29 protein-coding genes are annotated in these 25,543 nt (G+C 68.0%); 19 read left to right on the top strand and 10 right to left on the bottom strand.

The genetic code is table 11. From position 1 onward, the window contains the following. Positions 1-8: 8 nt before the first annotated feature. The 3 genes from NR101_RS13110 (at position 9) to NR101_RS13100 (ending at position 3,529) form a co-directional block, all read left to right on the top strand. The gene (locus tag NR101_RS13110; RefSeq protein ID WP_256775742.1) at positions 9-815 is read left to right on the top strand and encodes a DUF4198 domain-containing protein; all 807 of its coding nucleotides are present in this window, start codon (positions 9-11) and stop codon (positions 813-815) included. 132 nt (positions 816-947) lie between these two features. Next, complete coding sequence (locus NR101_RS13105) at positions 948-1,928, top strand: FAD:protein FMN transferase (protein WP_256775741.1); 981 nt, start codon at positions 948-950, stop codon at positions 1,926-1,928. Beyond that, complete coding sequence (locus NR101_RS13100) at positions 1,925-3,529, top strand: sulfite reductase subunit alpha (protein ID WP_256775740.1); 1,605 nt, start codon at positions 1,925-1,927, stop codon at positions 3,527-3,529. Before NR101_RS13105 ends, NR101_RS13100 begins: the two co-directional genes overlap by 4 nt. A 163-nt stretch (positions 3,530-3,692) precedes the next feature. On the opposite strand, the gene NR101_RS13095 is transcribed toward NR101_RS13100, so the two are convergent. The 4 genes from NR101_RS13095 to NR101_RS13080 all read right to left on the bottom strand — a co-directional run bounded on the left by NR101_RS13095 (position 3,693) and on the right by NR101_RS13080 (position 6,806). Then, positions 3,693-4,292 carry a HutD family protein gene (locus tag NR101_RS13095; protein WP_256775739.1) on the bottom strand — a complete coding sequence of 200 codons (600 nt, stop codon included), beginning with the start codon at positions 4,290-4,292 and terminating at the stop codon, positions 3,693-3,695. Between the two features lie 23 nt (positions 4,293-4,315). Beyond that, complete coding sequence (locus NR101_RS13090) at positions 4,316-5,035, bottom strand: murein L,D-transpeptidase catalytic domain family protein (RefSeq protein ID WP_256775738.1); 720 nt, start codon at positions 5,033-5,035, stop codon at positions 4,316-4,318. A 26-nt stretch (positions 5,036-5,061) separates the two neighbouring features. Beyond that, positions 5,062-6,135, bottom strand: a complete 1,074-nt coding sequence (locus NR101_RS13085) for a L,D-transpeptidase (protein ID WP_256775737.1) — start codon at positions 6,133-6,135, stop codon at positions 5,062-5,064. A 389-nt stretch (positions 6,136-6,524) separates the two neighbouring features. Then, positions 6,525-6,806 carry a helix-hairpin-helix domain-containing protein gene (locus NR101_RS13080; RefSeq protein ID WP_256775759.1) on the bottom strand — a complete coding sequence of 94 codons (282 nt, stop codon included), beginning with the start codon at positions 6,804-6,806 and terminating at the stop codon, positions 6,525-6,527. Positions 6,807-7,053: 247 nt separating this feature from the next. On the opposite strand from NR101_RS13080, the gene NR101_RS13075 reads away from it, so the two are divergent. The 4 genes from NR101_RS13075 to murU all read left to right on the top strand — a co-directional run bounded on the left by NR101_RS13075 (position 7,054) and on the right by murU (position 10,686). After that, entirely contained in the window at positions 7,054-8,547 is a 1,494-nt protein-coding gene (locus tag NR101_RS13075) for a M20 family metallopeptidase (RefSeq protein WP_256775736.1), read from the top strand. 69 nt (positions 8,548-8,616) lie between these two features. Next, the gene (locus tag NR101_RS13070) at positions 8,617-8,892 is read left to right on the top strand and encodes a GlsB/YeaQ/YmgE family stress response membrane protein (RefSeq protein ID WP_256775735.1); all 276 of its coding nucleotides are present in this window, start codon (positions 8,617-8,619) and stop codon (positions 8,890-8,892) included. A gap of 58 nt (positions 8,893-8,950) precedes the next feature. Further along, the gene (locus NR101_RS13065) at positions 8,951-9,976 is read left to right on the top strand and encodes a phosphotransferase (protein WP_256775734.1); all 1,026 of its coding nucleotides are present in this window, start codon (positions 8,951-8,953) and stop codon (positions 9,974-9,976) included. Further along, the gene (gene murU / locus NR101_RS13060) at positions 9,973-10,686 is read left to right on the top strand and encodes an N-acetylmuramate alpha-1-phosphate uridylyltransferase MurU (RefSeq protein WP_256775733.1); all 714 of its coding nucleotides are present in this window, start codon (positions 9,973-9,975) and stop codon (positions 10,684-10,686) included. The genes NR101_RS13065 and murU overlap by 4 nt, the downstream gene beginning before the upstream one ends. A gap of 168 nt (positions 10,687-10,854) precedes the next feature. Here the strand turns inward: murU and hda are convergent, their stop codons facing one another. Genes hda through NR101_RS13045 form a run of 3 tightly spaced genes read right to left on the bottom strand, consistent with a single transcriptional unit; the run spans position 10,855 to position 13,852 of the window. Beyond that, positions 10,855-11,565, bottom strand: coding sequence for a DnaA regulatory inactivator Hda (gene hda, locus NR101_RS13055; protein WP_256775732.1), 711 nt, complete (start codon positions 11,563-11,565; stop codon positions 10,855-10,857). Then, positions 11,562-12,734, bottom strand: a complete 1,173-nt coding sequence (locus NR101_RS13050) for an AI-2E family transporter (RefSeq protein WP_256775731.1) — start codon at positions 12,732-12,734, stop codon at positions 11,562-11,564. The genes hda and NR101_RS13050 overlap by 4 nt, the downstream gene beginning before the upstream one ends. Then, positions 12,731-13,852, bottom strand: a complete 1,122-nt coding sequence (locus tag NR101_RS13045; RefSeq protein ID WP_256775730.1) for a DUF2066 domain-containing protein — start codon at positions 13,850-13,852, stop codon at positions 12,731-12,733. The genes NR101_RS13050 and NR101_RS13045 overlap by 4 nt, the downstream gene beginning before the upstream one ends. A 138-nt stretch (positions 13,853-13,990) precedes the next feature. On the opposite strand from NR101_RS13045, the gene purM reads away from it, so the two are divergent. The 6 genes from purM to NR101_RS13015 all read left to right on the top strand — a co-directional run bounded on the left by purM (position 13,991) and on the right by NR101_RS13015 (position 18,378). Next, complete coding sequence (gene purM / locus NR101_RS13040) at positions 13,991-15,016, top strand: phosphoribosylformylglycinamidine cyclo-ligase (RefSeq protein WP_256775758.1); 1,026 nt, start codon at positions 13,991-13,993, stop codon at positions 15,014-15,016. A 44-nt stretch (positions 15,017-15,060) separates the two neighbouring features. Then, positions 15,061-15,528, top strand: coding sequence for a hypothetical protein (locus NR101_RS13035; protein WP_256775757.1), 468 nt, complete (start codon positions 15,061-15,063; stop codon positions 15,526-15,528). A 49-nt stretch (positions 15,529-15,577) separates the two neighbouring features. Further along, positions 15,578-16,186: a DUF2238 domain-containing protein gene (locus tag NR101_RS13030; RefSeq protein ID WP_256775729.1), complete on the top strand. Its 609-nt coding sequence runs from the start codon at positions 15,578-15,580 to the stop codon at positions 16,184-16,186. After that, positions 16,186-16,845: a phosphoribosylglycinamide formyltransferase gene (gene purN, locus NR101_RS13025; protein ID WP_256775728.1), complete on the top strand. Its 660-nt coding sequence runs from the start codon at positions 16,186-16,188 to the stop codon at positions 16,843-16,845. The genes NR101_RS13030 and purN overlap by 1 nt, the downstream gene beginning before the upstream one ends. A gap of 67 nt (positions 16,846-16,912) precedes the next feature. Then, entirely contained in the window at positions 16,913-17,692 is a 780-nt protein-coding gene (locus NR101_RS13020; protein ID WP_256775727.1) for a DUF3108 domain-containing protein, read from the top strand. A 2-nt stretch (positions 17,693-17,694) separates the two neighbouring features. Further along, a complete protein-coding gene (locus NR101_RS13015) occupies positions 17,695-18,378 on the top strand; it encodes a DUF3108 domain-containing protein (protein ID WP_256775726.1) in 684 nt (227 codons plus the stop codon). A 164-nt stretch (positions 18,379-18,542) separates the two neighbouring features. On the opposite strand, the gene NR101_RS13010 is transcribed toward NR101_RS13015, so the two are convergent. From NR101_RS13010 to NR101_RS13000, 3 genes are all read right to left on the bottom strand, one after another. Further along, positions 18,543-18,854, bottom strand: a complete 312-nt coding sequence (locus NR101_RS13010) for an EF-hand domain-containing protein (RefSeq protein ID WP_256775725.1) — start codon at positions 18,852-18,854, stop codon at positions 18,543-18,545. Then, on the bottom strand, positions 18,851-20,125 hold the full coding sequence (gene murA / locus NR101_RS13005) for a UDP-N-acetylglucosamine 1-carboxyvinyltransferase (protein ID WP_256775724.1): 1,275 nt from the start codon (positions 20,123-20,125) through the stop codon (positions 18,851-18,853). The genes NR101_RS13010 and murA overlap by 4 nt, the downstream gene beginning before the upstream one ends. Before the next feature lie 61 nt (positions 20,126-20,186). Beyond that, a complete protein-coding gene (locus tag NR101_RS13000) occupies positions 20,187-20,417 on the bottom strand; it encodes a BolA family protein (RefSeq protein WP_038689964.1) in 231 nt (76 codons plus the stop codon). A gap of 53 nt (positions 20,418-20,470) precedes the next feature. Here NR101_RS13000 and NR101_RS12995 point away from each other — a divergent pair, with 53 nt between their 5' ends. The 6 genes from NR101_RS12995 (at position 20,471) to NR101_RS12970 (ending at position 25,525) form a co-directional block, all read left to right on the top strand. Then, positions 20,471-21,472 carry a KpsF/GutQ family sugar-phosphate isomerase gene (locus NR101_RS12995; RefSeq protein ID WP_256775723.1) on the top strand — a complete coding sequence of 334 codons (1,002 nt, stop codon included), beginning with the start codon at positions 20,471-20,473 and terminating at the stop codon, positions 21,470-21,472. Between the two features lie 43 nt (positions 21,473-21,515). Then, the gene (locus NR101_RS12990) at positions 21,516-22,064 is read left to right on the top strand and encodes an HAD hydrolase family protein (protein ID WP_256775722.1); all 549 of its coding nucleotides are present in this window, start codon (positions 21,516-21,518) and stop codon (positions 22,062-22,064) included. Beyond that, positions 22,061-22,621: an LPS export ABC transporter periplasmic protein LptC gene (gene lptC, locus NR101_RS12985; protein ID WP_256775721.1), complete on the top strand. Its 561-nt coding sequence runs from the start codon at positions 22,061-22,063 to the stop codon at positions 22,619-22,621. Before NR101_RS12990 ends, lptC begins: the two co-directional genes overlap by 4 nt. Positions 22,622-22,772: 151 nt before the next feature. Further along, positions 22,773-23,324 carry a lipopolysaccharide transport periplasmic protein LptA gene (lptA, locus tag NR101_RS12980; RefSeq protein ID WP_256775720.1) on the top strand — a complete coding sequence of 184 codons (552 nt, stop codon included), beginning with the start codon at positions 22,773-22,775 and terminating at the stop codon, positions 23,322-23,324. Continuing rightward, positions 23,324-24,043, top strand: coding sequence for an LPS export ABC transporter ATP-binding protein (lptB, locus tag NR101_RS12975; protein WP_019185407.1), 720 nt, complete (start codon positions 23,324-23,326; stop codon positions 24,041-24,043). The genes lptA and lptB overlap by 1 nt, the downstream gene beginning before the upstream one ends. A 42-nt stretch (positions 24,044-24,085) precedes the next feature. Continuing rightward, entirely contained in the window at positions 24,086-25,525 is a 1,440-nt protein-coding gene (locus NR101_RS12970) for an RNA polymerase factor sigma-54 (protein WP_256775719.1), read from the top strand. Positions 25,526-25,543: the final 18 nt, after the last annotated feature.

Genomic DNA, 25,543 nt, shown 5'->3' with positions numbered 1-25,543 from the left:
AGTTTTTGATGAAGCGCTCGCTCGTCCTAGCCGCCGCCCTGGCCGCCGCACTTCCGTTCTCCGCCCTGGCCCACAAAGCCTGGCTGCAGCCCTCGCAGACCGTGATTGCCGGTGAGAACCCGTGGATCACCGTCGATGCGGCCGTGTCCAACGACCTGTTCTACTTCAACCACGTGCCGCTGCGGCTGGACAGCCTGGTCATCACCGCGCCGGACGGCAGCACCGTGCAGCCGCAGAACGCGTCCACCGGCAAGTACCGCAGCGTCTTCGACGTGGAACTGACCCAGCAGGGCACCTACCGCCTGGCCTCGGTCAGCAGCGGCCTCTCGGCCAGCTGGGAAGAAGCCGGCAAGCCCAAGCGCTGGCGCGGCACCCCGGCCACCTTCGCCACCGAAGTGCCGAAGAAAGCCAAGAAGCTGCAGGTGTCGCAGTCGGTCAACCGCATCGAGACCTTCGTCACCAACGGCACCCCGAACGCCACCGCGCTGGCCCCCACCAAGCAGGGCATCGAGCTGGTCGCTCTGGGTCACCCCAACGACCTGGCCGCCGGCGAAGCGGCAAGCTTCCGCGTGCTGGTCGATGGCAAGCCGCGCGCCGGCCTGGCGTTCGAGATCACCCGCGGCGGCACGCGTTACCGCAACGCCCAGAATGAGATCAAGGTGAGCACCGACAAGAAGGGCGAGTTCACCGTCACCTGGCCCGAAGCCGGCATGTACTGGCTGGAAACCAGCAGCGAAGACAAGAAGACCTCGCTGAAGCAGGCCAAGACCCGTCGCCTGAACTACGTTGCCACGCTGGAAGTGCTGCCGCAGTAATCGCCCAAGGCGTTCACCGCCGCGCAGGTCACGTCCAGCCTGCGCGGTTGCCACGCCCCCTTCAGCATGGAGGGGGCCTTTCACCAGACCCTTATCGGCAATCGGGCCGACCGTGCCCGCCATGCCCACCTCATGAACAACACGGATTTCGACATTGCCAGCCTCGGTGGCCACACCATGGGCACCACCTGGCAGGTAAAGCTGGTGGTGGCGCGTACGCGCGATCTGCATTCGCTGCACACCGGCATCCAGGCCCAGCTCGACGCCATCGTCGCGCAGATGAGCACCTGGGAAGCCGGCAGCGATATCTCACGCTTCAACCGCGCCGACAGCGGCAGCGTACATCCGCTGCCGCCCTTGTTCGCGCAGGTACTCGACGCCGCGCTGGACATCGCCGCGCGCAGCGGCGGTGCCTTCGATCCCACCGTCGGCCCGCTGGTGGCGCTGTGGGGTTTTGGCGCGCACGCCCACGCCCAGCGCATCCCCGATCCGGCGGTGCTCGCGGCCACCCGCGCGCGTTGTGGCTGGCAACGCCTGCTCTGGCGGGACCGCGCGCTGCAGCAACCCGGCGGCGTCGCGCTGGACCTGTCGGCGATCGCCAAGGGCTTCGGCGTGGACCAGGTGGGCCACTGGCTGCGCGAACAGGGCGTACGCGCGGCGCTGGTCGACGTTGGCGGCGAGCTCTACGGCTACGGTCGCAAGCCCGATGGCCAACCGTGGCGCGTGCTGGTGGAAGCCGGCCCGGAAGAAGAGGCCAGCACCGACCTGCCGCCGCGCGTGCTTGGGTTGGATGACCTGGCCGTGGCCACCTCCGGCGACCGGTGGCACCACTTCGAGCAGGACGGCGCGCAGTTCAGTCATACCCTGGACCCACGCAGCGGCGCACCGGTCACCCGTGCCGCCGCAGCCGTCACCGTGGTGGCACGCGATGCGATGCATGCCGACGGCTGGGCCACCGCGCTCACCGTGATGGGCGTCGAGCAGGGGCTGGCGTTCGCGCGCGCGCACGACCTGGCCGTGCGCTACGTCAGCCGTGGCTCCAATGGCATTGAAGAACACATGAGCCCGGCGTTCGAACGTCTGTTCGATGCGCAGCAGGCGCCGGCCGCATGAGCCGTCCGTCGCGCGCCGTGGTCGGCAACCTGCTGGTGCTCGCCGCGTTGGCGGTGTTGGCGTGGTTGCTGTTGCGCCTGCACCTGCAGAAAGACGGGTGGCAGGGCGCGCCGCTGGCCTCGCACTGGCGCTGGGCAATCGGCAGCGTGCTCGGCTATGCCGCGCTATGCGCGCTGATCTGGTGGCGTGGGCGCCCACGCGACGATGCAGGCAGTGAAGGACAGGCACCGATCCTGCTGGTCTGGGCCAGCCAGACCGGCTTTGCCCAGCAGGTGTGCGCGCGCAGTGCCGAGGCACTGCGCGCGGCCGGCCTGCCGGTACGCATCCGGGGTCTGCACCAGATCGACAGCAACGCGTTGCAGCAGGCGACGCAGGTGTTGTTCGTGGCCAGCACCACCGGTGAAGGCGATGCACCCGATCATGCGCTGCCGTTCCTGCGCACCGTGATGTCGCAGTCGTTGGCGCTGTCCCACCTGCAGTACGGCGTGCTGGCGCTTGGTGACCGCAGTTATGGGCATTTCTGCGCGTTCGGCCATCAGTTGGATACGTGGTTGCGCCGGCAGGGTGCGCACCCGCTGTTCGACACCGTCGAGGTGGACAACGCCGATCCGGCCGCGCTGCGCCACTGGCAGCAGTTGCTAGGCCAACTTGGTGGTACGGCGACCGACCTGCCCGACTGGACTCCGGCCGAGTATCAGCACTGGCAGCTGCGCAGCCGTGCGCTGCAGAATCCCGGGAGCCCTGGCGCGGGCACCTGGGCGGTATCGCTGGTACCGGCCGACGGTGTGCTGCCGGTCTGGCAGGCCGGCGATGTGGTGGAGATCGGTCCACGCCACGCGCCGGCCGCTGTCGAGGCATGGCTGGCCGAGGCCGCATTGGACGGCTCGCAGGTGATCGACGGCGTCGCGTTGCGCGAGCATCTTGCCCGTGCGCACCTGCCGACCGCTGAAGAAACACCGTGCGCCGATGCCGCATCGCTGGTTTCCGCGCTGCGACCGCTGCCCCATCGCGAATACTCCATCGCCAGCATGCCGGTCGAAGGTGACGTGCAGCTGTTGCTGCGCCGCCAGTTGCGTCCCGATGGCACGCCCGGCCTGGGCAGCGGCTGGTTGTGCGATCACGCCGCCCTCGGCGGCCGCATCGACCTGCGCTTCCGCAGCAATCCGAATTTCCACGCGCCTGCTACCGACGCACCGCTGATCCTGATCGGCAACGGCACCGGCATCGCCGGCCTGCGCGCGCACCTGCGTGCACGCAGGGATGCCGGCGCGCGGCGCAACTGGCTGCTGTTCGGCGAACGTACCGCCGCGCATGACTTCTACTTCGGCGATGAACTTCAGGCCTGGCAGCAGGCCGGCTGGATCGAGCGCCTGGATACGGTGTTCAGCCGCGATGGCGGCGAGCATCGTTACGTGCAGGACCGGCTGCAAGCCAACATCGACACGCTGTGGCAGTGGGTCCGCGACGGCGCCACGATCCTGGTCTGCGGCAGTCTGCAGGGCATGGCCCCGGCGGTGGACGACGTGATCGAACGCGCACTGGGACGCGAAGGCAAGGAAGCGTTGATCGTGGCCGGCAGGTACCGCCGCGACGTGTATTGAGCGCACCCGGTGCACCGCAGCCGATAGGGTCGGTTCCCAAACGAACGCCGATGACAGTGATCGGCGCGACACACGCATGACCTCCACCGAAGCCGCCTTCGCAACCGGTCAGGTCGCCACCGAACCGGGCACACGGGTATCGGTGATCGATCGGGATGCGCCCCTAACGCGGACTCAGCCGGATCGCCAGCAACTCGCCGCCACCGCGCAACGCAAATCGCTTGCGCGCGCCAGCGGCCAACCAGGCGGTGTCACCCGCCTCCAACGGTGGCATTCCGGCCTCCTCCTCGAACGTGGCCTGACCGGCCAGCAGGTGAATCGCCCAGGCCACCGCGGGCTCGGTGAAGAAGAACATGCTGCCCACCAGCGGTCGGTGCAGTAGCGCTGCATCGAGCGTGTCGCGCCGCCACATCAGGTTGAAATCGTGGGTGAGGCCATCGACCAGCTCGCCGCTGACCTGCGCCTCGCCGGCAAAACGCAGCCGGTCGTGCGGGGGTGACAGTGTATGCACCACGCCATCCGCGAAACGCAGACGCAGCCCTTCCCCACGCAGCAGCACCAGCTCGCGCTCGATGCCGGGGAACGCGGAAAACGCCGCGTCCTGTTCGATCTCGGCAATCGACAAGCGCACCTGCCAGCCATCGTTGTCCGGCACGCGCAGGATTTCTCGGGTCCAGCCCATGCCGTTGCGCCAACGTTCGCGACGGTATTCGAAACTGGGAATGACGCGCGTGGCCGCGCTCAGGACGGTATCGGTCGACATGCCGCCATTGTGCCCCAGCACGCTCAGCCGGCGCTGCCACCGCAGTCCGGACCGAGCAGCTGAGAGCGCGCCAGCCACTCCTTGTCCGGGTAGTAGGCGAACACCATCGCACCGCCGCGCAGACTGTCGATGAGCGGCTTGGCCACCGTGAGGCGTACTGCCGGGCAGCCCAGGCTGCGGCCGAGGCGGCCCTGCAGGCGCGCCATGGTCGGATTCACGTACGGCGCCCCGTGGATGACGATGGCGCGGTCGCGCGCATGGTCGTTGAAGCCCGGCTCCAGGCCTTCCAGGCGCAGCGAGTAGCCGTTGCCGCCCATGTAGGTTTCCTTGGCGGTGAACGCGCCCAGGCTGGACATGAAACTGCCGTCGCGGTTGGAGAAGTGCTCGGTCTGGTTGCCGCCACTGTTGCGGCCATGCGCCACCCATTCTTCGAACAGCAGCTTCTGCCGGGCCAAGTCGAACACCCACATGCGCTGCTGGGTCGAGGGCCGCGAATAATCGATCACGCTCAGCCGGGTCGGATCGATGCCCAGCTCCGGCCGACGCAGCGCACAGGACATCGCCCTGGCCGCAAGCTGCAGGACCTTGCGGTCCGCGCCGGGCGCGGCGCGGGCGAGCATGTCGGCCAGCTGCGCCGGCGGCAACGTCCCGGCCGCCACTGCCGGGGCAGCCTCTACCGCGGCGGCCGACGCAGTCAGCGCCAGCCCGCACAGGATATTCCAGGAAAAGGTGGACACACGCATCAACGGCATACCCGCAGGACCCATGCCTACAAGGTGGACCCGCCAGCGTCGGATTCCAACACCGGCTGCAGATTCTGTTCATCGGCCTCCGGGCGCACCGCCGGCAGGCTGGTGACCAGCAGGGTGGTACCCGGCACCAGGGCCTTGTAGAGCTGCTCGGCGAATTCCGGTGGCAGCGCCATCGGCAGGCTGGGCGTGGCCAGCAGGTCCGGGCTGGCATTGCCCGCGCTCTGCCCGAGCAGCGGATAGGCGGTCCACTTGTGCAGGCGCTGATGGGCGTCCAGCGGGCTGGGCACATCCGAGTAGCCCTGCTGCATCACGAACAAGGTGGTGCCCTCGAACGCCGGCAGCGCCTTGGCCTGCAGCCGCGATTCGCCGATCAGTACCCCGTCGCGCAGCACGTACAGGCGCTGGTCGTGCAGGCTCACCAGGATGCCGACCTGCCCGCTGGGGGCGGCCGCATCGTTCCAGTAATGCTCCGGCGCAGCGTTGGTTTCCACCAGCGGCTTGCCGGTGCTGTTGACCGGCGCCAGCACCGCCGGATAGGCCAGCGTCATCGGCGCGCTCTTGGCATCGGCCACCACCACGGTGTCGCCGCGCTTGGTTTCGCCGAACAGCTTCTGCGCGAACGCCTGCGGCAGGCGCACGCAGCCATGCGAGGCCGGGTGCCCGGGCAAGCTGCCGCCGTGCAGGGCGATGCCGTCCCAGGTCAGCCGCTGCATGTAGGGCATCGGCGCACTGTTGTAGAGGTTGGACTTGTGGTCCTTGTCCTTCTGCAGAATGGTGAATACGCCAGTCGGCGTTTCATGCCCGGTCTTGCCCGAGCTGATCGTGCTCAGGCCGATGGCGATGCCGTTGCGATACACGTAGGCGCGCTGCTCATCCAGACTGACCACCAGCACGATCGGACCGGCCGGGGAGATTTCCGGATGCCACAGGAACTCGCCGGGTTTGAGATCGGTGGGACCGCGCGGCGCGGCAACGGCCTTCGCGGCGGCGGTGCTGGCGGGCGGCGTGGCGGTCGCGGCAGCAGCCGAGCCCATACCGGCGGCGAACAAGGTGGCCAGGGCCAGGGTAAGCAACGCGCGGCGTGGCGCCATGTGGTTCATTCCATGCAGTGATGCGACGACGCTACACCAACGCGCTGCATGAAACAGGTGTTGGCGTGGGCGTGCACGTCGCCCAAAAGAAATTGCCCGGCCACGCATCCCTGCGCAGACCGGGCAATCGTCACGTCCTTGTCGGCGTCCAGCCTTCCCCCTGTGCATCCTGCCCAGTGTGGGTCCGGCCATGCTCCCTGCACTCGGCCGTAAATCGTTCCGCCATCGCAGCCCTTCCCGGGTCTGGACGCCACCGTCCAGGTGGATCCGCGCCACTCCTTCCGCGCCGCATCCGTGCGCACCGCTTCCCTGCGTGTGTCGGTGTCATCGCGCGTCCTGCGCGGCGACCAGTGACCAGCTCCCTGCCCGTCCCCGACCTGTCCTGTTGGTCATCGCCTTGGTACGGCTGCCGGCAACGCCCTCCTGGGCGGTTCCGCTGCGGGGCTCTTCATGACCCCCGCCGTCATCCGTTGTCGATTCCGTTCGACCGTTACTGTCCCTATCCCCTTCACCCGTGCCAGATCCTCGATCCGGAGGAAAGGTCCGTGTTGTCGCCGGTACGCGACGATCGCGTCGGCCTTGCGTGGCCCCACGTTCGTCAATCCCTGCTGCAGCGTCGACGCATCAGCCGTATTGATGTCGATGCGGTCGGCCGCGTGAGCGGCTCCCATCAACAGCAGTCCCAGCGCAAGCGCCTTCCACGAAAACCAAGGCCCCACCTTGCTACTCCTTGTGGCTCGGAACCGGTGCCTGCCGGCTATCCCGTCGGAGGCTCCAGCATCCCTCGCCACATACACACAGCCTATCGTCCACAACGCCTTCACACAGCCAGCCAAATACCTGACGTGATGTAGGGAAATCCCTACCCCGACCAGCGGCGTAGAATGTGACGACTAGCCAATGCCTCCGGAGTGTCAGATGGACAGCACCAAACTCGGCCAATTCGTCAGTGAGAAGTGGGACAGCGAAATCGTCCCGCAATTGGTCGATTACATCCGTATTCCCAACAAATCGCCGATGTTCGACGCAGATTGGGTGGCCAATGGGTACATGGAGCAGGCCGTCACCCTGATGGAAACCTGGGCCCGGGCCCAGAACCTGCCGGGCCTGAGCGTGGAGGTGGTGCGCCTGGAAGGCCGCACGCCGCTGCTGCTGCTGGAAATCCCCGCCTCCGGCGCCGAGACCGGCGACGACACCATCCTGCTCTACGGCCATCTGGACAAGCAGCCGGAAATGACCGGCTGGGACGACGACCTCGGCCCGTGGGTGCCAGTGCTGCGCGGCGACAAGCTGTACGGCCGCGGTGGCGCCGATGACGGCTATGCGATGTTCGGCTCGCTGGCTGCCGTGCTGGCGCTGCAGGAACAGGGGCTGCCGCACGCGCGTTGCGTGGTGCTGATCGAAGCCTGCGAAGAATCGGGCAGCTACGACCTGCCGGCCTACGTGGACCACCTGGCCGACCGCATCGGCAAGCCGTCGCTGGTTGTGTGCCTGGATTCGGGCTGCGCCAACTACGACCAGCTGTGGTGCACCACCTCGCTGCGTGGCCTGACCGGCGGCAATTTCTCGGTCAAGGTGCTCAACGAAGGCGTGCACTCCGGCGATGCCTCCGGCGTGATTCCGTCCAGCTTCCGTCTGCTGCGCCAGTTGCTGTCGCGGATCGAGGACGAGAACACCGGCCGCATCCTGATCGACGGCATGAACGTGGACATCCCGGCCGAGCGCTTGGAACAGGCCAAGCGCGCCGCGGACGTGGTAGATACGGCCATCTTCGAGAAATTCCCGATGGTCGACGGCCTCAAGCCGATGAACGAGGACCTCACCGAACTGGTGCTCAACCGCACCTGGCGTCCGGCGCTATCGGTCACCGGCGTGGACGGCATGCCGCCGCTGGCCTCGGCCGGCAACGTGCTGCGCCCGCACACCGCGGTGAAGCTTTCGCTGCGCCTGCCTCCGACCGCTGATGGCAAGGCCTGCGGCGAGCTGCTCAAGGAGGCCCTGCTGCGCGATCCGCCGAACGGCGCCGAAGTGAAGCTCGACCTTGAAAAGGCCTCCAGCGGCTGGAACGCACCGGCGATGGCGCCGTGGCTGACCCAGGCGATCGATGCTGCCAGCCAGACCTTCTTCGGCAAGCCGGCGATGTACATGGGCGAAGGCGGCTCGATCCCTTTCATGGGCATGCTCGGCGAGAAGTTCCCCGGCGCGCAGTTCATGATCACCGGCGTGCTCGGTCCGCATTCCAACGCCCATGGCCCGAACGAGTTCCTGCATATCCCGATGGGCAAGAAGGTCACCGCGTGCGTGTCCAAGGTGATCAGCGAGCATTACGCGGCCAGCCTGCGCGGTGAGACCAGCGGTTCGCCGGTGGCGGCCGACAGCGGCACCCGCCACGGCGGCCACGGCTGCTGCTGAGCGCACCTGGCGTGACGGACGCGGCCTGGCCTTGCTAGGCTGCGTCCACCCTCCGAAGGCGCAAATGGCATGAACGGACTGTTCGGCAGCACCAGCTGGCTCTACATCATCCTGGTCGGCTTCGTGGTCGGCCTGCTCGGGCGCTTCTTCATGCCCGGCAACAACCGCATGGGCTGCTTGCTGACCATCGTGCTCGGCATCGTCGGCGCACTGCTGGCCGGCTGGTTCGGCCAGTACATGGGCTGGTATGCCGCCGGTGAGCCGGCCGGCTTCCTCGGCGCGATACTCGGTGCAGTGGCCGTGCTTGCCGTGCTGCGCCTGGTCAGCGGCAACGGCAAACGCTGAGCCCGCCCTCCCCTCTTTTCCCTGGCGCCTGCACGGTGCCGCTTCGACGTACCCGTCCATGAACGATCCCGCTTCCGATCCCCTGCGCGCCGACCTCCGCCGCCAGTGGGCCAGTACCGCGCTCAACGACCCGCACCTGGCGCTGGACCGGGCCTCGGTCGACGCCGGTTTCCGCAGTTACTGGCGCACCACCAGCACGGCCGGGAGCCACATCGTGATGGACTCCCCGCCCGGGCTGGAAGACGTGCGCCCGTGGCTGCGCATGCATGACCTGCTCGAACCCAACGGCGTGCGCGTACCGCGCGTGCTCGAGCGCGATGTCGAGCAGGGCTTCCTGCTGCTGGAAGACCTCGGGGGCCCGACGCTGGCGCGGCATATCGACGACGACAATGCCGACGCATGGTTCGATGCCGCCTTCGCACAGCTGATCCGGCTGCAGCAGATTCCGGTGCCCGAAGGCATGGGGTCGTTCGGCGAGGCGCTGCTGCAGCGTGACGCGGCGCTGTTCGACGAATGGTTCCTGCAGCGCCATCTGGGCCTGCAGCTGGACTGCGGCGAACTGGAACAGCTGCAGTGGGTGCATCGCCGGCTGATGGACAACGCACTGAACCAGCCGCAGGTCCTCACCCACCGCGACTTCATGCCGCGCAACCTGATGCCGGTCGACGCCGGTCCGGCCGTGCTGGATTTCCAGGACCTGGTGCGTGGGCCGATCGCCTACGACCCGGTCAGCCTGTTCAAGGATGCCTTCCTGAGCTGGCCGTTGGAGAAAGTGGATGCCTGGCTGGCGCGGTACCACGCCCAGGCATTGGCCGCAGGCCTCCCGGTGCCCCCATGGCCGCAGTTCCTGCGCGATGCGGACTGGATGGGCGTGCAGCGCCACCTCAAGATTCTCGGCCTGTTCGTGCGCCTGCGCGACCGCGATGGCAAGGGCCATTACTTCGACGACGCGCCGCGTTTCATCCGTTACCTGGACGAAGTGCTGCCGCGCCATCCCGAACTGGCGGCGCTGGATGACTTGCTCCAGCAGCGCATCAAGCCCGCGCTGGCGCAGCTGGCCGGCCCGATCCCGGCACGCCCATGAAGGCACTGATTTTCTCGGCCGGCAAAGGCGAGCGCATGCGCCCGCTGACCCTGCATACACCCAAGCCGCTGCTGGTGGCCGGTGGCAAGCCGTTGATTGCCTGGCATCTGGAAAGACTGGCCGCTGCGGGCATCCGCGAGGTGGTGGTCAACACCTCGTGGCTGGGCGAGCAGTTCGCCCCCGCCTTGGGTGACGGCGCGCGCTGGGGCCTGCGCCTGCACCTCATCGACGAAGGCCCGGTGCCGCTGGAAACCGGCGGCGGCATCCTCAACGCACTACCGGTGCTCGGCGATGCGCCGTTCCTGGTAGTCAACGGCGATGTGTGGACGGACGTGGACTTCGGCACGCTGCCGCGTGATCCCACAGGGGATGCGCACCTGCTGCTGGTGGACAACCCCGCCCAGCATCCGCGCGGCGATTTCATCCTGCGCGGCGATGGCCAGGTCAGCGACGAGGGCGAGGCCGCGCGGCTCACCTATGCCGGCATCGGCGTGTATCGGCCGCGGATTCTCGATGGGTGGCGCGCGGTCATCGGCGATACCCCCGGCGCGGCTGCGCAGCCGCCGCAGTTCGGCCTGGCCCCACTGCTGCGTCACGCCATGGCGCAGGGCCGCGTGAGCGGGCAGCACCACCGCGGTCAATGGACCGATGTGGGTACGCCGGAGCGTCTGGCGCAGCTGGACGCGCACCTGCAATACCCGCACGGGTAACACCGCGGACACCCCCTGGGCGACCCGCTGGTAGAGCCGACCGTTGGTCGGCTGCTGGGCTGGTAGAGCCGACCGTTGGTCGGCTGCTCTCCGCCCCGCTGGTAGAGCCGACCGTTGGTCGGCTGCTCTCCGCCCGAGCCCACCAGAGCAGCCGACCAACGGTCGGCTCTACAACCGGGGCGGGCCATCCTCCAGCACCTGACGCAGGAACGGCACGGTGATGCGCCGCTGCGCGGCCATGGATTCACGGTCCAGCCAGTCCAGCAGGCTTACCAGGCTGCCCAGCTCGCGGCCGGTGCGGGTCAACAGCCATTCGATCGCCGCTTCGTCGATCGCCAGTCCACGCCGCAGCGCGCGCTCGCGCAACACCGCCGCGCGGCCTTCGTCATCCAGCGGCTGCAGCTGCAGGCGCACGCACTGCTGCAGGCGCGAACGCAGGTCCGGCAGCACCAGGCCCAGCTGGTCCGGGCCGTGCTGGGCGGTATACAGCAGGGTAATGCCGGCGCTGCGCGCACGGTTGTGGAAATCGAACAGCGCCACCTCGTCCTCGCGCTGGCCGGCCACCGCATCCAGCCCATCCAGCGCGACCAGGTCGCGGCCTTCCAGCGATTCCAGCGCGGCGCGGGTACGCCCCACCACCGCCTTCAGCGGCAGGTAGGTTGGCTGCCGGCCAGCCTGTTCGGCGAGCGAACACATCGCCAGCGCCTGGTGGGTCTTGCCGGTGCCGGCCGCGCCTTCCAGGTACACCCAGTCGTGCGCGGCGCCCACCGCGATGGCACGCAGCTGCGCCAGCGCACCGTCGGGTGCGCCGATGAAGGTTTCCAGGCGCTCGTCCTGCGGATAGCGCAGGGCGAGCGGCAGCTGCGGGACGACACTCACTGCGGGTCAGGCGCCTTCGGTGAGGTCTCGACAATGATCGTCGGCTTGTCGATGTAGGAATCCAGCACGATCGCCGAGCGCTCGCCGGCGTACAGGTCACTCTGCCGATAACGCTGGTGCGCGTATCGCAGCAGCACGTTGCTGACCGCCGCCACCGGCAGTGCCAGCAGCATGCCGAGGAAACCGAACAGCTGGCCACCGGCCATCACCGCGAAGATCACCGCCACCGGATGCAGGCCGATCTTGTCGCCGACGATGCGCGGGGTCAGCACGTAGCTTTCCAGCAGCTGGCCCACGGTGAACACGACACCGACCAGGATCAGCAGCTTGAGGTCGAAGCCCTGCGCCTGCACCAGCGCGGCGGCAATGGCCATCACGATGCCGGTGGTCGCGCCCAGGTAGGGGATGAAGCTGATCAGGCCGGCCACCAGGCCGATCAACAGGCCCAGCTTCAGGCCCACCAACGACAGGCCGGCGGCGTACACCACGCCCAGCGCGATCATCACCAGGAACTGGCCACGGATGAACGCACCCAGCACTTCGTCCGATTCGCGGGCCAGCTTGGTGATGGTGCCGATGTGATTGCGCGGGATCATCGAGGCCACCCGTTCGACCAGCTTGTCCCAGTCACGCAGGAAGTAGAACGCCAGGATCGGCAGCAGCAGGATGTTGACCACCCAGGTCACCATCGTGAAGCCCGAACGCGAGACGTAGCCGAAGAACGTCTTGGCGAAGCCGCCCGCCTGCTGCCAATGGCTGCGCACCCACTCGATCAGGCGGTCCGGATCCATCCACTGCATGATCTCCAGGCCGGTCTTCTGCTCGAACCAGGGAATGCCGGTCTGCATCAGCCACTGCTGCGCCTGCGGAATGGCCGCCACCAGCGTGGCGATCTGGCGTTCGATCATCGGCACCAGGATCAGCAGCGCGGCGGTGATCATCAGGATCATCGCCACGAACACCAGCACCACGCCGGTATTGCGCGAACGGCCGGTCGCCTCGATCCGGTCGACCAGCGGGTCGCCCAGCCAGGCCAGCGCCAAGGCGAGCACGAACGGGGTCAGGATCGGGCCCAACAACCAGATCACCCAACCGGCCGCCAGCGCCACCAGGACGTACTTGAGGCGGCGCAGGAACTGCGCGATCTCCGCTTCGGGGGTCAGGATCATCGCAGGCGGTACTCGTTGCTGGCCGGGGGCGGCGGGGTGCCGGGCGCTTCATTGGGATCGATCGGTACCGGCAGCGGGGCCAGCGGCACGATCACGCCGTTGTCGCCCAGCATGCGGTTCAGGCCGGCCAGGCCGGTGGTCATGTCCAGCGACAGCTCCAGCCGGTTGCCCGAGGCACGCAGCGGGGTGATGTTGCGCACCACCGGGTTCTCGCGCAGGCCTGCAGCCAGGCGCAGGTAATCCTCGGCGCTGTCCAGCCCGGTCACCGCGATGGTGTAGCTGCCAGCCGCACCCGTGGCGACACCGGCCTTGGCATACCGACGCACCAGCGCATCGGCAGTGCCGTCAGCACCGCCGGCCATGGCCCGGCGGGCATCGCTGTCCTTGGTGGTCCACTTGTTCAGTTCCTTGCCACCGTCCACGAACACCCAGTCGGCCACCCAGCCGCCGTTGGCGCGGTACAGCTTGCCCACCAGCTGCATCGGCGGGGCGTAGCGCGAGGACGCGCGCGCCACCGCAGCGGTGTCCTGGCGCCAGATCGCGCCGACCAGCGCCTGTTCGGCCGCGCTGCCGCCGGGCAGGCCCAGCTTGTAGCCACGCTCGACCGCACGGGCCAGCAGCGGGCGGGCCGCATTGGCCTGCTGCACGCTGACCAGACGCGGGCCGGAGCCGTCGTCGATGGCCAGCCAGACCACCGGCTTGGGCCGCGGCTGCGGCCACAACGGCAGGCCCAGCGCGGAGATCAGGCCGTCCACCTCGTCCTCGCGGAACCGGGCCACCAGCATGGTGCGGAAACTGGGGGCACCGCTGGCCGAGGTGCTCTGGTCCTGGAGGTAGTCATAACTGGCCACGTAGTCCTTGGCCCCGCGCAGGGCCTGGGCCACGCCCGGGCGCGCCATGACGCTGCGGTCGCCGGACAACTTGCCCAGCACCACGCCCAGCGCGCGCGACAGGGCGCCGTTGCGGTCGGCATCGGCCTGGCTGTTGACCGGTACTTCGGCCTCGTAAGCACCGCTGGCAGTGGCCACGTCGCCTTCGGTACGCAGCCCGCTCTGGGCCATCGTGGCCACCGGCAGGCATAGCGTGAGGAGCATCATCAAAAAGAGGCTGCGGCGCATCAGGACTTCCATTGAGCGTATCCGGGGGGAATTGTTGCCCGAATAGGGCCTGCGCGCCAACGTGGCCTGTTAAAATCGCGCTTTCACCCCAGCGCAGCGCCGACGCCCGTGACCAATTCCCCGTCCAATCCCTCTCCCCTGACCTACCGCGACGCCGGCGTCGACATCGACGCGGGCAACGAACTGGTCGAGCGCATCAAGCCGCTGGTCAAGCGCAGCTTCCGCCCTGAAGTGATGGGCGGGCTGGGTGGCTTCGGGGCCCTGTTCGACCTGTCCAACAAGTACCGCGAGCCGGTGCTGGTGTCGGGGACGGACGGCGTTGGCACCAAGCTGAAGCTGGCACAACAGCTGGGCCGCCACGACACGATCGGCATCGATCTGGTCGCCATGTGCGTGAACGACGTGCTGGTGCAGGGCGCCGAACCGCTGTTCTTCCTGGATTATTTCGCGACCGGCAAGCTGGACATCGACACCGCCGCAGCGGTCGTGGGCGGCATCGCCAACGGCTGCACCGAGGCCGGCTGCGCGCTGATCGGTGGCGAAACCGCTGAAATGCCGGACATGTACGCCCCCGGCGAGTACGACCTGGCCGGCTTCACCGTCGCCGGTGTCGAAAAGAGCGAGCTGAAGGACGGGGCCAGCGTGGCCGCCGGCGATGTGCTGATCGGCATCGCCTCCTCCGGCCCGCACTCCAACGGTTATTCGCTGGTGCGCCGCATCTACGACCGCGCCGGCCAGCCGGCCGACCTTGAGCTGGAGGGCGGGGTCAAGCTGGTCGATGCACTGATGGCCCCGACCCGCCTGTACGTCAAGCCGATCCTGGCGCTGCTGAAGAGCCACGGCGCGGCCATCCACGGCATGGCCCACATCACCGGCGGCGGCCTGACCGAGAACATCATCCGTGTGGTGCCTGAAGGCCTTGGCCTGAACATCCAGGCCGATGCCTGGACCCTGCCGCCGGTGTTCCAGTGGCTGCAGAAGGAAGGCGCCGTGGCGGACGCCGAGATGTGGCGCACCTTCAACTGCGGCATCGGCTTCGTGCTGATCGTGGCCGCCGACCAAGTCCAGGCCGTCTCCGCTGCCGTCTCCGCGCAGGGCCTGGATCACTGGACGATCGGTGAAGTCACCACCGCCAGCGGTGCCGAACGCGTGCGGATCGGCTGATCCACGTCGTGGCGCCCCGCCTGGAGGCCGACACGCCACCGACGCTGCCGGCCTCGCCGCCGGCCGTGCCGGCTGCGCGACTGTCGCACAACGACGTGTCGCAGCTGCGCACGCTGTCGATCCTGCATTACGTGCTGGCCGGCTTCGTGGCCTTTTTCTCGCTGTTTCCGCTGATCTACCTGTTCCTCGGCATCGCGCTGCTGAGCGGCTCGATGCCGCTCGATGGCGGTGCGTCGGGCGCGCTGGGTGCCGAAGCGGTCGGGGTGATGTTCGTGGTGATGTCGCTGTTCTTCATCCTCGCCGGGATGACGCTGGCCGGCCTCATGGTGTTCGCCGGGCGTTGCCTGATGCAGCGTCGCCGCCACACGCTGTGCATGGTGGTGGCCGGCCTGAGCTGTCTGTGCATGCCGCTGGGCACGGTGCTGGGGGTGTTCACCCTGATGGTGCTGTCACGCGCCCCGGTACGCGAGAGCTTCCTGGGCACTGCGCCCCCGCTCGCACCGACGCCCTGATCCGCCGCCACCGCCCCCCATGACCCTCCCCCGCCGAATCGTCGCGCCCATGTCCATTGCCAAGAAGACCGCGTTCGCCGGGGTGCTGGCCGTGTTCGCCGCCACCTGGGTGCATCCGCTTTGGCCAGCCGAACAGGCATTGCACGGCTCGCTCGCGGTGATCGGGCTGGCCGCGCTGTGGTGGGTGGATCGCCGCTGGCGGCTGGGCAATGGCGCCTTCATCGCGATCTGCGCCTTCATCGCCATCCACTGCGTGGCCGCGCGCTGGCTCTATTCCAATGTGCCCTACGACGCCTGGCTGCAGGCCGCAACCGGCTGGTCGCCGAACGTGGCGTTCGGCTGGCAGCGCAACCACTTCGACCGGCTGATCCACCTGCTCTACGGCCTGTGCTTCACCCCGCCGCTGGTACAGTTGGTCCGGCATGGCTGGCCGGCCCTGCGCATCGGCCAGGCCTTCACCCTGTCGGTGATGGCGATCATGTGTTCCAGCCTGGCCTACGAATGGCTGGAATGGGGCATCGCGCTGCTGTTGTCGCCCGAAGCGGCCGAGGCCTACAACGGCCAGCAGGGTGACATGTGGGATGCGCACGCGGACATGCTGCTGGCCACGCTGGGCAGCCTGCTGGTGTGGCCGTTGGCGCGCCGGGAGGCGCGGTGATGCGTACGCGCAGCCGCATCGCGGTGCTGGCCTCCGGCCGTGGCAGCAACCTGCAGGCGATCCTCGCCGCAATCGGCGCCGGCCGGCTCGATGCCGAGGTGGTCGCGGTGCTGTCGGACAAGCCTGAGGCGCCTGCGTTGCAGCACGTGGCGGCCGAACAGCGCTGGGCACGCTCGCCCCGGGACTTCGCCGACCGCGACGCGTTCGATGCCGCGCTCGGCGATGCGCTGGCCGGCTTCGCGCCGGACTGGGTGGTCTGCGCCGGTTACATGCGCATCCTCGGCCGGCATTTCGTTGAACGCTTCGACGGTCGGCTGGTCAACATCCATCCCTCGCTGCTGCCGCTCTACAAGGGCCTGCATACGCATGCGCGCGCGCTGGAGGCTGGCGATGCCGAGCACGGCGCCAGCGTGCACTTCGTGGTGCCCGAGCTGGATGCCGGCACCGTACTGGCCCAGGCGCGGGTGCCGGTAGCGCCCGGCGACACCGCCGAAACCCTGGCCCAGCGCGTGCTGGCGGTGGAACATCCGCTGCTGATCGCCAGCCTGCAATGGCTGGTGGCCGGGCGCGTGGCTGAACGTGAGGGGCAGCTGCAGGTCGACGGTCACCCCCTGTTTAGGCCGCTGCGCCTAGATTGCGCCGGCAAGCTGAACGCGTGACCGGCACGCACACGCGCTGCTGATCCGTTCGCTGGCATCCTCTTCCCTCCCTTCTTTCCCTGCCCGCATGAAGACCTCCCCGTCCAAGCCCGTGCTGCTGCTTGCATCCCTGCTGTGCACCGTGGCCATCGCACAGGCGCAGGAGCCGCCGGCCCCGGCCGCGCCCCCGGCGATGCCTGCGATCAGCTGGGAGGCACCCGCGCTGGAACCGTTCACCGCCACCTACCAGGCCCTGTACAAGGGCAAGGAAGCCGGTGACGCCACCATGCGCGTCACCCACACCGGCGGCGCGCAGTGGCGGGTGGACATGCAGGTGGTCGGCCGGCGCGGCTTTGCCAGCGTGCTCGGTTTGAACCTGGAACAGAGCACGGTCTTCGAAAAACAGGGCGACACCTACGTGCCCATCAGCCAGGCCACCGTGCGCAAAGGCCTGTTTCTAGGCAAGAAGGTCAGCGGCACCTATAACTGGCAGGCCGGTACCGCGCAGTGGCTGGGCGACCTGAAGAAGGAACGCACCCAGCCGATCCCGCTGCAGCCCGGCGATCAAAGCGCGCTGCTGATCAACCTGGCGATCATGCGCGACGCCCGTCCGGGCGGGCAGATGCACTACCGCTACGTCGATGTCGGCCGCGTGCGCCAGCACGATTACCAGGCCGCCCCCGACACCGAGAACGTGCAGGTCGGCGAGCTCTCCTACAACGCGCTGCGGGTCCATCGGACCAACGGCGGCAATGACGAAACCATCCTCTGGATCGCCAACGGTGTTCCCACGCCGGTGCGCATCCTGCAACGCGAAGATGGCGAAGATCGGATTGATCTGCGCCTGATCGAATACCAAGGAGTCTGAGCATGAACCTGATGAACCGTCCGCTGACCTGGATCGCCGCTGGCGCCCTGGCCGTGGTCAGCCTGCCGGCCATGGCCCTGCAACCCTTCAAGGCCGACTACCAGGCCAGCTACATGGGCATGCAGGCCAATGGCACCATGACCCTGGCCAGCGAAGGCGCCAACAAGTGGCGCTACAGCCTCAACGTCAAGAACCAGCTGGCCGATCTCAGCCAGAGCACGGTGTTCGAGGAAGCCAACGGTCGCCTGCGCCCGCTGAGCAGCAACGACCGCTCGGTGCTGCTGGTCAAGAAGCGCAATGTGGATGCCACCTACAACTGGTCCAGCAACCAGGCCACCTGGACCGGCGACGTCAAGCCGGACCGCCGTGGCCCGGTGGCGCTGAAGGCCGGTGACATGGACGCATTGCTGATCAATCTGGCGATCGCGCGCGACCTGGCCGCCGGCAAGCCGTTGAACTACCGCATGGTCGACGAAGGCCGGATCAAGCCGATGAGCTACAAGGTGGTCGGCAAGGAGAAGATCACCGTCGCGGGCAAGTCCTACGATGCCACCAAGGTCTCGCGTACCGATGGCAACAAGGAACTGATCGCCTGGATCGTGCCGGAGTTCCCGGTGCCGGCCCGCCTGCTGCAGCGGGAAAGCGGCAAAGATGCGCTGGACCTGACGATCAAGGGCATGAACTAGTAGAGCCGACCGTTGGTCGGCTGCAGGCCAACAACCACCGGCAAAGGTAGAGCCGACCGTTGGTCGGCTGCAGGCACCATCAACCGCAACGGCGAGCCGGCCAACGGCCGGCACTACCGGGACGCGAACGATCAAAAAAAACGCCCGCTTGCGCGGGCGTTTTTTCATTCCTTTTTGGCCTCTTCGCCAAACACCGTCTTGCAGTCCACGCGGATCTGCTCGCCGTTGTTGCGCCAGTAGAAGGTGCGGCAATGCCGGTTGCCTTCCTGCTTGTTGGTCACGCCCACCGCGTAGAACGCCTGCAGCACTTCGGTGCGGCTGACCGTGCCGTCGGCGTTCCAGTCCATGTCCTGCTGCTCGATGCCCTGGGTGATGGCGATGTCGGCATACCAGGCGTAGCCCAGCCATGCCAGCACCACCAGTACCAGCACCAGCAGCGCCTTGCGGCGGCGGGTGAACTTGCCGCGCAGGATCATGCGGCTACGCGACGGATGGTCGCACCCAGCGAGGACAGCTTCTCTTCGATGTTCTCGTAGCCGCGGTCCAGGTGGTAGATGCGGTCGATGGTGGTGTCGCCCTCGGCCATCAGACCGGCCAGGATCAGCGAGGCCGACGCGCGCAGGTCGGTGGCCATGACCGGCGCGCCACTGAGCGTTTCAGCGCCACGGATGATCGCGGTATGTCCTTCGACCTGGATGTCCGCGCCCAGGCGCAGCAGCTCGTTGACGTGCATGAAGCGGTTTTCGAAGATCGTTTCGTTGATCACGCCCACGCCATCGGCCACGCAGTTGAGTGCCATGAACTGCGCCTGCATGTCGGTCGGGAAGGCCGGGTACGGCGCGGTGGTCAGATTGACCGCACGCGGGCGCTTGCCGCCCATGTCCAGGGTGATGCTGTCGTCGGTGGTCTCGATGTGCGCACCGGCTTCGACCAGCTTGGACAGCACCGCGTCCATCGTGTTCGGGCGCGCGCGGTTGACGGTGACCTTGCCGCCGGTCATCGCCGCGGCGACCAGGAAGGTGCCGGTCTCGATGCGGTCGGGCAGCACTTCATGACGGCCGCCGGACAGCTTTTCCACGCCTTCGATCACCAGGCGGGCGGTGCCCAGGCCTTCGATCTTCGCGCCGAGCGCGATCAGGCAGTGCGCCAGGTCGGTGACTTCCGGCTCCATCGCGGCATTGTCGAGCACGGTGGTGCCTTCAGCCAACACGGCGGCCATCAGCACGTTCTCGGTGCCGGTGACGCTGACCATGTCGAAGGTGAAGTGCGCGCCCTTCAGGCGCTTGGCCTGGGCCTTGATGAAGCCGTTCTCGACGGTGATCTCCGCACCGAGGGCCTGCAGGCCCTTGATGTGCTGGTCCACCGGCCGCGAGCCGATCGCGCAGCCGCCGGGCAGCGACACTTCGGCCGCGCCGAAGCGGGCCAGCAGCGGGCCCAGCACCAGGATCGAGGCGCGCATGGTGCGCACCAGTTCGTACGGGGCCACGTGCTGGTTGACCGGGCGCGGATCGACCACGATCGCGCTGCCACGCGACAGCGTGCCCTGGTCGATGGTGACCTTGGCCCCCAGTTCGCCGAGCAGCTTCACCGTGGTGACCACATCGTGCAGGTGCGGCACGTTGGTGATCTCCACCGGCGCATCGGCCAGCAGGGTGGCGCACAGGATGGGGAGGACGGCGTTCTTGGCGCCGGAAATGTTCACTTCACCGTGCAGCGGCTTGCCGCCGGTCACTACGATCTTGGCCATGGAGTCTACTTTGAATGAGGTAGAGCCGACCGTTGGTCGGCTGATCTAATCGGTCCGCGGACTAACCCGCTTCGCCCGGGGTCACGGTCTTCAGCGCCAGCGCGTGGATCGCCCCGCCCATCAGATCGCCCAGGGTGGCATAGACCATGCGGTGGCGCGCCAGCGGCAGTTTGCCGGCAAAAGCGTCGCAGACCACGGTGGCCTCGAAGTGCACGCCATCGTCGCCCTGCACGTCCGCGCGGGCGCCGGGGAGGCCGGTTTCGATCAGATTGCGGATGGTCTCGGCGTCCAACGGGCTTTCCTAATAAAATGAGCGCTCATTCTACTCTTCCGCGTGGCGCCCGCATGGCTGTATCGCCCCTGCTCCCTCATCCGGCCGACCCTGCGGCACTGGTCGCCAGCGGCCGCCGCGTGTTCCAGATCGAGGCCGATGCCCTGGCCGCCGTCGCCGATCGCCTCGGCGATGCCTTCAGCCAGGCCTGCCAGCTGATCCTGCAGGGCAAGGGCCGGGTGGTGGCCACCGGCATGGGCAAATCCGGCCATGTGGCGCGCAAGATCGCCGCTACGCTGGCGTCCACCGGCACCCCGGCGTTCTACGTGCACCCCGGTGAAGCCGGCCACGGCGACCTCGGCATGATCACCGAGGCCGATGTGGTGGTGGCGCTGTCCTACTCGGGCGAGTCCGACGAGCTGCTGATGCTGCTGCCCGTGCTCAAGCGCCAGGGCAACCGGCTGATCGCCATGACCGGCCGGCCGCAGTCCAGCCTGGCCCTGGCGGCCGACGTTCATCTGGATGTCAGCGTGCCAGCCGAGGCCTGCCCGCTGGCACTGGCCCCCACCTCCAGCACCACCGCCTCGCTGGCGATGGGCGATGCGCTGGCGGTGGCCCTGCTGGACGCGCGCGGCTTCACCGCCGACGATTTCGCCCGCTCGCACCCCGCCGGCAGCCTCGGCCGCCGGCTGCTGCTGCACATCACCGATGTGATGCACAGCGGCGAGGAACTGCCGCGCGTGGACGCGGGCGCCACGCTCAGCGAGGCCCTGGTGGAGATGAGCCGCAAGCGGCTGGGCATGACCGCCGTGGTCGATGCCGACGACCGACTGATCGGCCTGTTCACCGACGGCGACCTGCGCCGCGCGCTGGATACCGACCTGGACGTGCGCAGTGCGAAGATCGCCGAGGTGATGACCCGCAATCCGCGCACCATCGGCGCCGACCAGCTCGCCGCCGAGGCCGCCCGGCTGATGGAAACCCACAAGATCACCGGCCTGATGGTGGTCGACGCCGCCGGCCGGCTGGTCGGCGCACTCAACATTCATGACCTGTTGCGGGCGCGGGTGGTTTAAACCACAGTTCCCTTCCTCCATTCAGCCAACCTGCCCCCTGCCGATGCCCTATTCCCCGCTGCCCGGTTTCCCGTCCCACCTGCATGCCATCGCCGGCCGTATCCGGCTGGCCTGCTTCGACGTGGACGGCACGCTCACCGATGGTCGGCTCTACTACGACCGTGACGGCAACGAGAGCAAGGCGTATTACGTGCAGGACGGACTTGGCCTGAAACTGCTGCAGCAGCACGGCATCCACCCGGTGTTGATCACCGCGCGCAACAGCCTGTCCGCGCAGAAGCGCGGCGCGGACCTGGGCATCGACACCCAGATCGCGGTCGGCGACAAGCTCGCCAGCGTGCGTGCACTGTGCGACACCCATGGCATCGGCCTGGAGCAGGTCGCGTTCATGGGCGATGACCTGCCCGACCTGGCGCCGCTGTGCGCGGTCGGCCTGGCCGTCGCGCCGGCCAACGCCCATCCGTGGATCGCCGAGCGCGTGCACTGGCAGACCCGTGCCGACGGCGGCCGTGGCGCCGCACGCGAGCTGTGCGACGTGCTGCTGGCCGCGCAGGGCCATGTGGATGCGGTGCTGGCGAGGTTCGGCGCATGACCTGGCGCAACGCCTTGGGCGCCCTGCTGCTGGTCGCCGCGCTGCTCAGCGGCTGGTCGCTGCTGCGCCACCGCGACAAGCCGGCTGCCGACGTCACCGACGACGGCACCAAGGACTATGTGCTGCACGACTTCCAGATCGTGGCGCTGGACGACCAGGGCAAGGAATCCACCACCCTGCAGGCCCCGCTGCTGGAGCGCCTGCGCAGCGATGAGACGATGAGCATCGTCACCCCGCTGTTCCTGCTGCCCGACAACGAAGGTAACCACTGGGAACTGCGCAGCGAAAAAGGCTGGGTGAGCGCCAACGGCGAACAGCTCAAGCTGACCGGCAACGTCAGCGGCGACAGCCCGAAGGTGCCCAGCGTGCCGCCGACTACCTTCCGTACCGACCACCTGGACGTGTTCCCCAAGGAAAACCGCGCCAAGACCGACGCCCTGGTCACCATGACGCGCCCGGGCATGACCCAGTCCGGGGTCGGCTTCGAGCTGGATTCCAAGAGCAAGACCTACACCTTCCTGAGCCAGTCCAAGGGCCGCTACACGCCCCAACGCTGAGCCGGTGCCGCCCGGGCGACGTCCTCTGGACCGGCGCCGGCGGCACAGCACCACCCGACTCACCGGCCAGGCCCACCCGCCTGGCCACGACCCCGACAATGCCCGGCCGCCCCCGGCCACGCCCCCTACACTGGCAGGACAAACCAACTCCATGAAGATCCTATTTGCAGCCGCCTGCGCGATCAGCCTTCTGGTCCCCTTCGCCGCCAGCGCGAAGTCCACGGACCGCAACGAAGACATGGCCATCGACGCCGGCGCCCAGTCCGGCACCCTGGTCGGCGACGGCAAGACCGTGCTTTCCCAGGGCGTGATCGTCACCCAGGGCACCCTGGACCTGCGCTCTTCGGACGCGGAGATCTACATGAAGGACGGCGAGGCGGTGCGCGCGGTGTTCACCGGCAAGCAGGCCAAGCTCAAGCAGCAGCTCGATGACGGCACCTGGATGGACGCCAGCGCCGACCGCATCGACTACGACATCAAGTCCGAAGTGCTGACCATGACCGGCAACTACCACGTCAAGAGCGCGCGTGGCACCAATGCCGGCCAGAAGATGACCTACAACACCCGCACCGGCGAGATGAACAGCGGCGGCGACGGCACCCGCGTGCGCACCGTGATCCCGCCCAAGAACAAGACCGCCGCCCCGGCCGCCGCCACGCCGGCAACCAAGACCACCGTTCCCACCGCCGGGAGCAAGAAGTAATGCTCGTCGCCAAAGGTCTGCGCAAGCGCTACAAGCAGCGCGAAGTGGTCAAGGATTTCGGCCTGACCCTGGAGGCCGGTGAAGTGGTCGGCCTGCTCGGCCCCAACGGTGCCGGCAAGACCACCTGCTTCTACATGATCGTCGGTCTGGTCGAGACCGACGCCGGCAGCATCGTGCTGGACGGCAAGGACATTACCAGCGACCCGATGTATACCCGCGCCAAGCAGGGCGTGGGCTACCTGCCGCAGGAACCGTCGGTGTTCCGCAAGCTGACCGTGGCCGACAACCTGCGCCTGGTGCTGGAACTGCGCGAAGACCTGGACAAGGCCGGCCGCGAAAAGGAACTGGCCAGCCTGCTGGACGAACTGCAGATCAACCACGTGGCCGACCAGCTCGGTGCCAGCCTCTCCGGTGGCGAGCGCCGCCGCTGTGAAATCGCCCGCGCGCTGGCCGCCAAACCGCGCCTGATCCTGCTCGACGAACCCTTCGCCGGTGTCGACCCGATCTCGGTGGGTGAAATCCAGCGCATCGTCACCCACCTCAAGCAGCGTGGCATCGGCGTGCTGATCACCGACCACAATGTCCGCGAAACCTTGGGAATCTGCGACCGCGCGTATATCCTCAACGAAGGCAGCGTGCTGGCACAGGGCGCGCCGGACGAGATCCTGGCCAACGCCGACGTCCGCCGCGTCTACCTTGGGGACACCTTCAAGCTCTGATCCAGCGGCCGCCGCAACGCCTTCCTTCCGTTCGGCACAGGCATGAAAGCACGGCTGCAGACATCGCTGGGACAACAACTGGTCATGACGCCGCAGCTGCGTCAGGCCATCAAGCTGTTGCAGATGTCCAGCGCAGAACTGGAGCTGGAAATCGCCGAGGCGGTGGAGACCAACCCGCTGCTGGACTGGGCCGAGAACGCCGAGCCGACGCTGGACGTTGCGCCCAGCGACGACGAGCGCCCTCCGACACCGGCCGACACGCACACCGACGGCGAGCACCAGGCCTCGGCCAGCGACGACTGGTCGCCCGGTGAAGGCGACTGGAGCAGCGGCAACAGCGGTGGCTCGTTCGACGATGACGACAACGGCAGCGCTGCCGAGCGCGTGGCCGAAACCGAAAGCCTGGCCGACCACCTGCTGTGGCAGCTGCACCTGTCGCACCTGTCCACGCGCGACCGCAGCATCGGCGCGGCGCTGATCGACGCCTTCGAAGACGACGGCTACCTGCGCGAGCCACTGTCGGCCATCGCCGACACCCTGCTCCCGGCCATTCACGCCGATGAAGCCGAAATACTGACCGTGCTGCACCAGATCCAGCGCTTCGACCCGATCGGAGTCGGCGCGCGCAGCCTGGGCGAATGCCTGCAGCTGCAGCTGGACGTGCTGTCCGCCGATACCCCCGGCCTGGCGCTGGCCCGGCGCATTGCCGACGGCCCGCTGGAACGGTTGCCGCGCAGTGGCGTGGCCGGGTTGGCGCAGGAACTGCGCGAACCGCTGGCCGAGGTCGACACCGCCGTGCAGCTGCTGCGCTCGCTGGACCCGCGTCCGGGGACCCAGATCGGCGAGCTGGCCCATGACAGCTACGTGGTGCCCGATTGCGTGGTGTGGCGCCAGAACGGGGTGTGGCGCGCCGCCCTGGCCGCCCATGCCGGACCGAAGGTGGTGATCCACCGCGGCTACGAACAGATGATCCGCCGTTGCGGTGACGCCGACGCCGGCTACCTGCGCGCCCACCTGCAGGAAGCGCGCTGGCTGCTCAAGGGCCTGGAGGCGCGTGGCGAAACCCTGCTGAGGGTGATGCGCAGCCTGCTGCAGCAGCAGGCCGCGTTCCTGGAGTTCGGCGAACAGGCGCTGCGCCCGCTGACCCTGCGCGAGGTCGCCGGCGAACTGGGCCTGCACGAATCGACCATTTCCCGCGCCATCGCCCGCAAGTACGTGCGCACCCCGCGTGGCACCCTGCCGCTGCGCGCGTTCTTCGCCTCCGGCATCGACACGGACAGCGGCGGCGAAGCCTCCAGCACCGCCATCCAGGCCATGATCCGGCGCCTGATCGACGACGAGAACCCGCGCAAGCCGCTTTCTGACGCCAAGCTGGCTGACCTGCTCAAGACCACCGGAATACCGGTGGCGCGCCGCACCGTGGCGAAGTATCGTGAGGCCATGAACATTTCCGCCTCGCACGAAAGGGTACGAATCGTCTGACGCTCCACCGCGCCTGGC

Source organism: Stenotrophomonas sp. Ste86 (genome assembly GCF_024519465.1).
GTDB lineage: Bacteria > Pseudomonadota > Gammaproteobacteria > Xanthomonadales > Xanthomonadaceae > Stenotrophomonas.
Note: the sequence above shows the minus strand (reverse complement) of the source record. Positions and strands in the feature narration are given on the sequence as shown.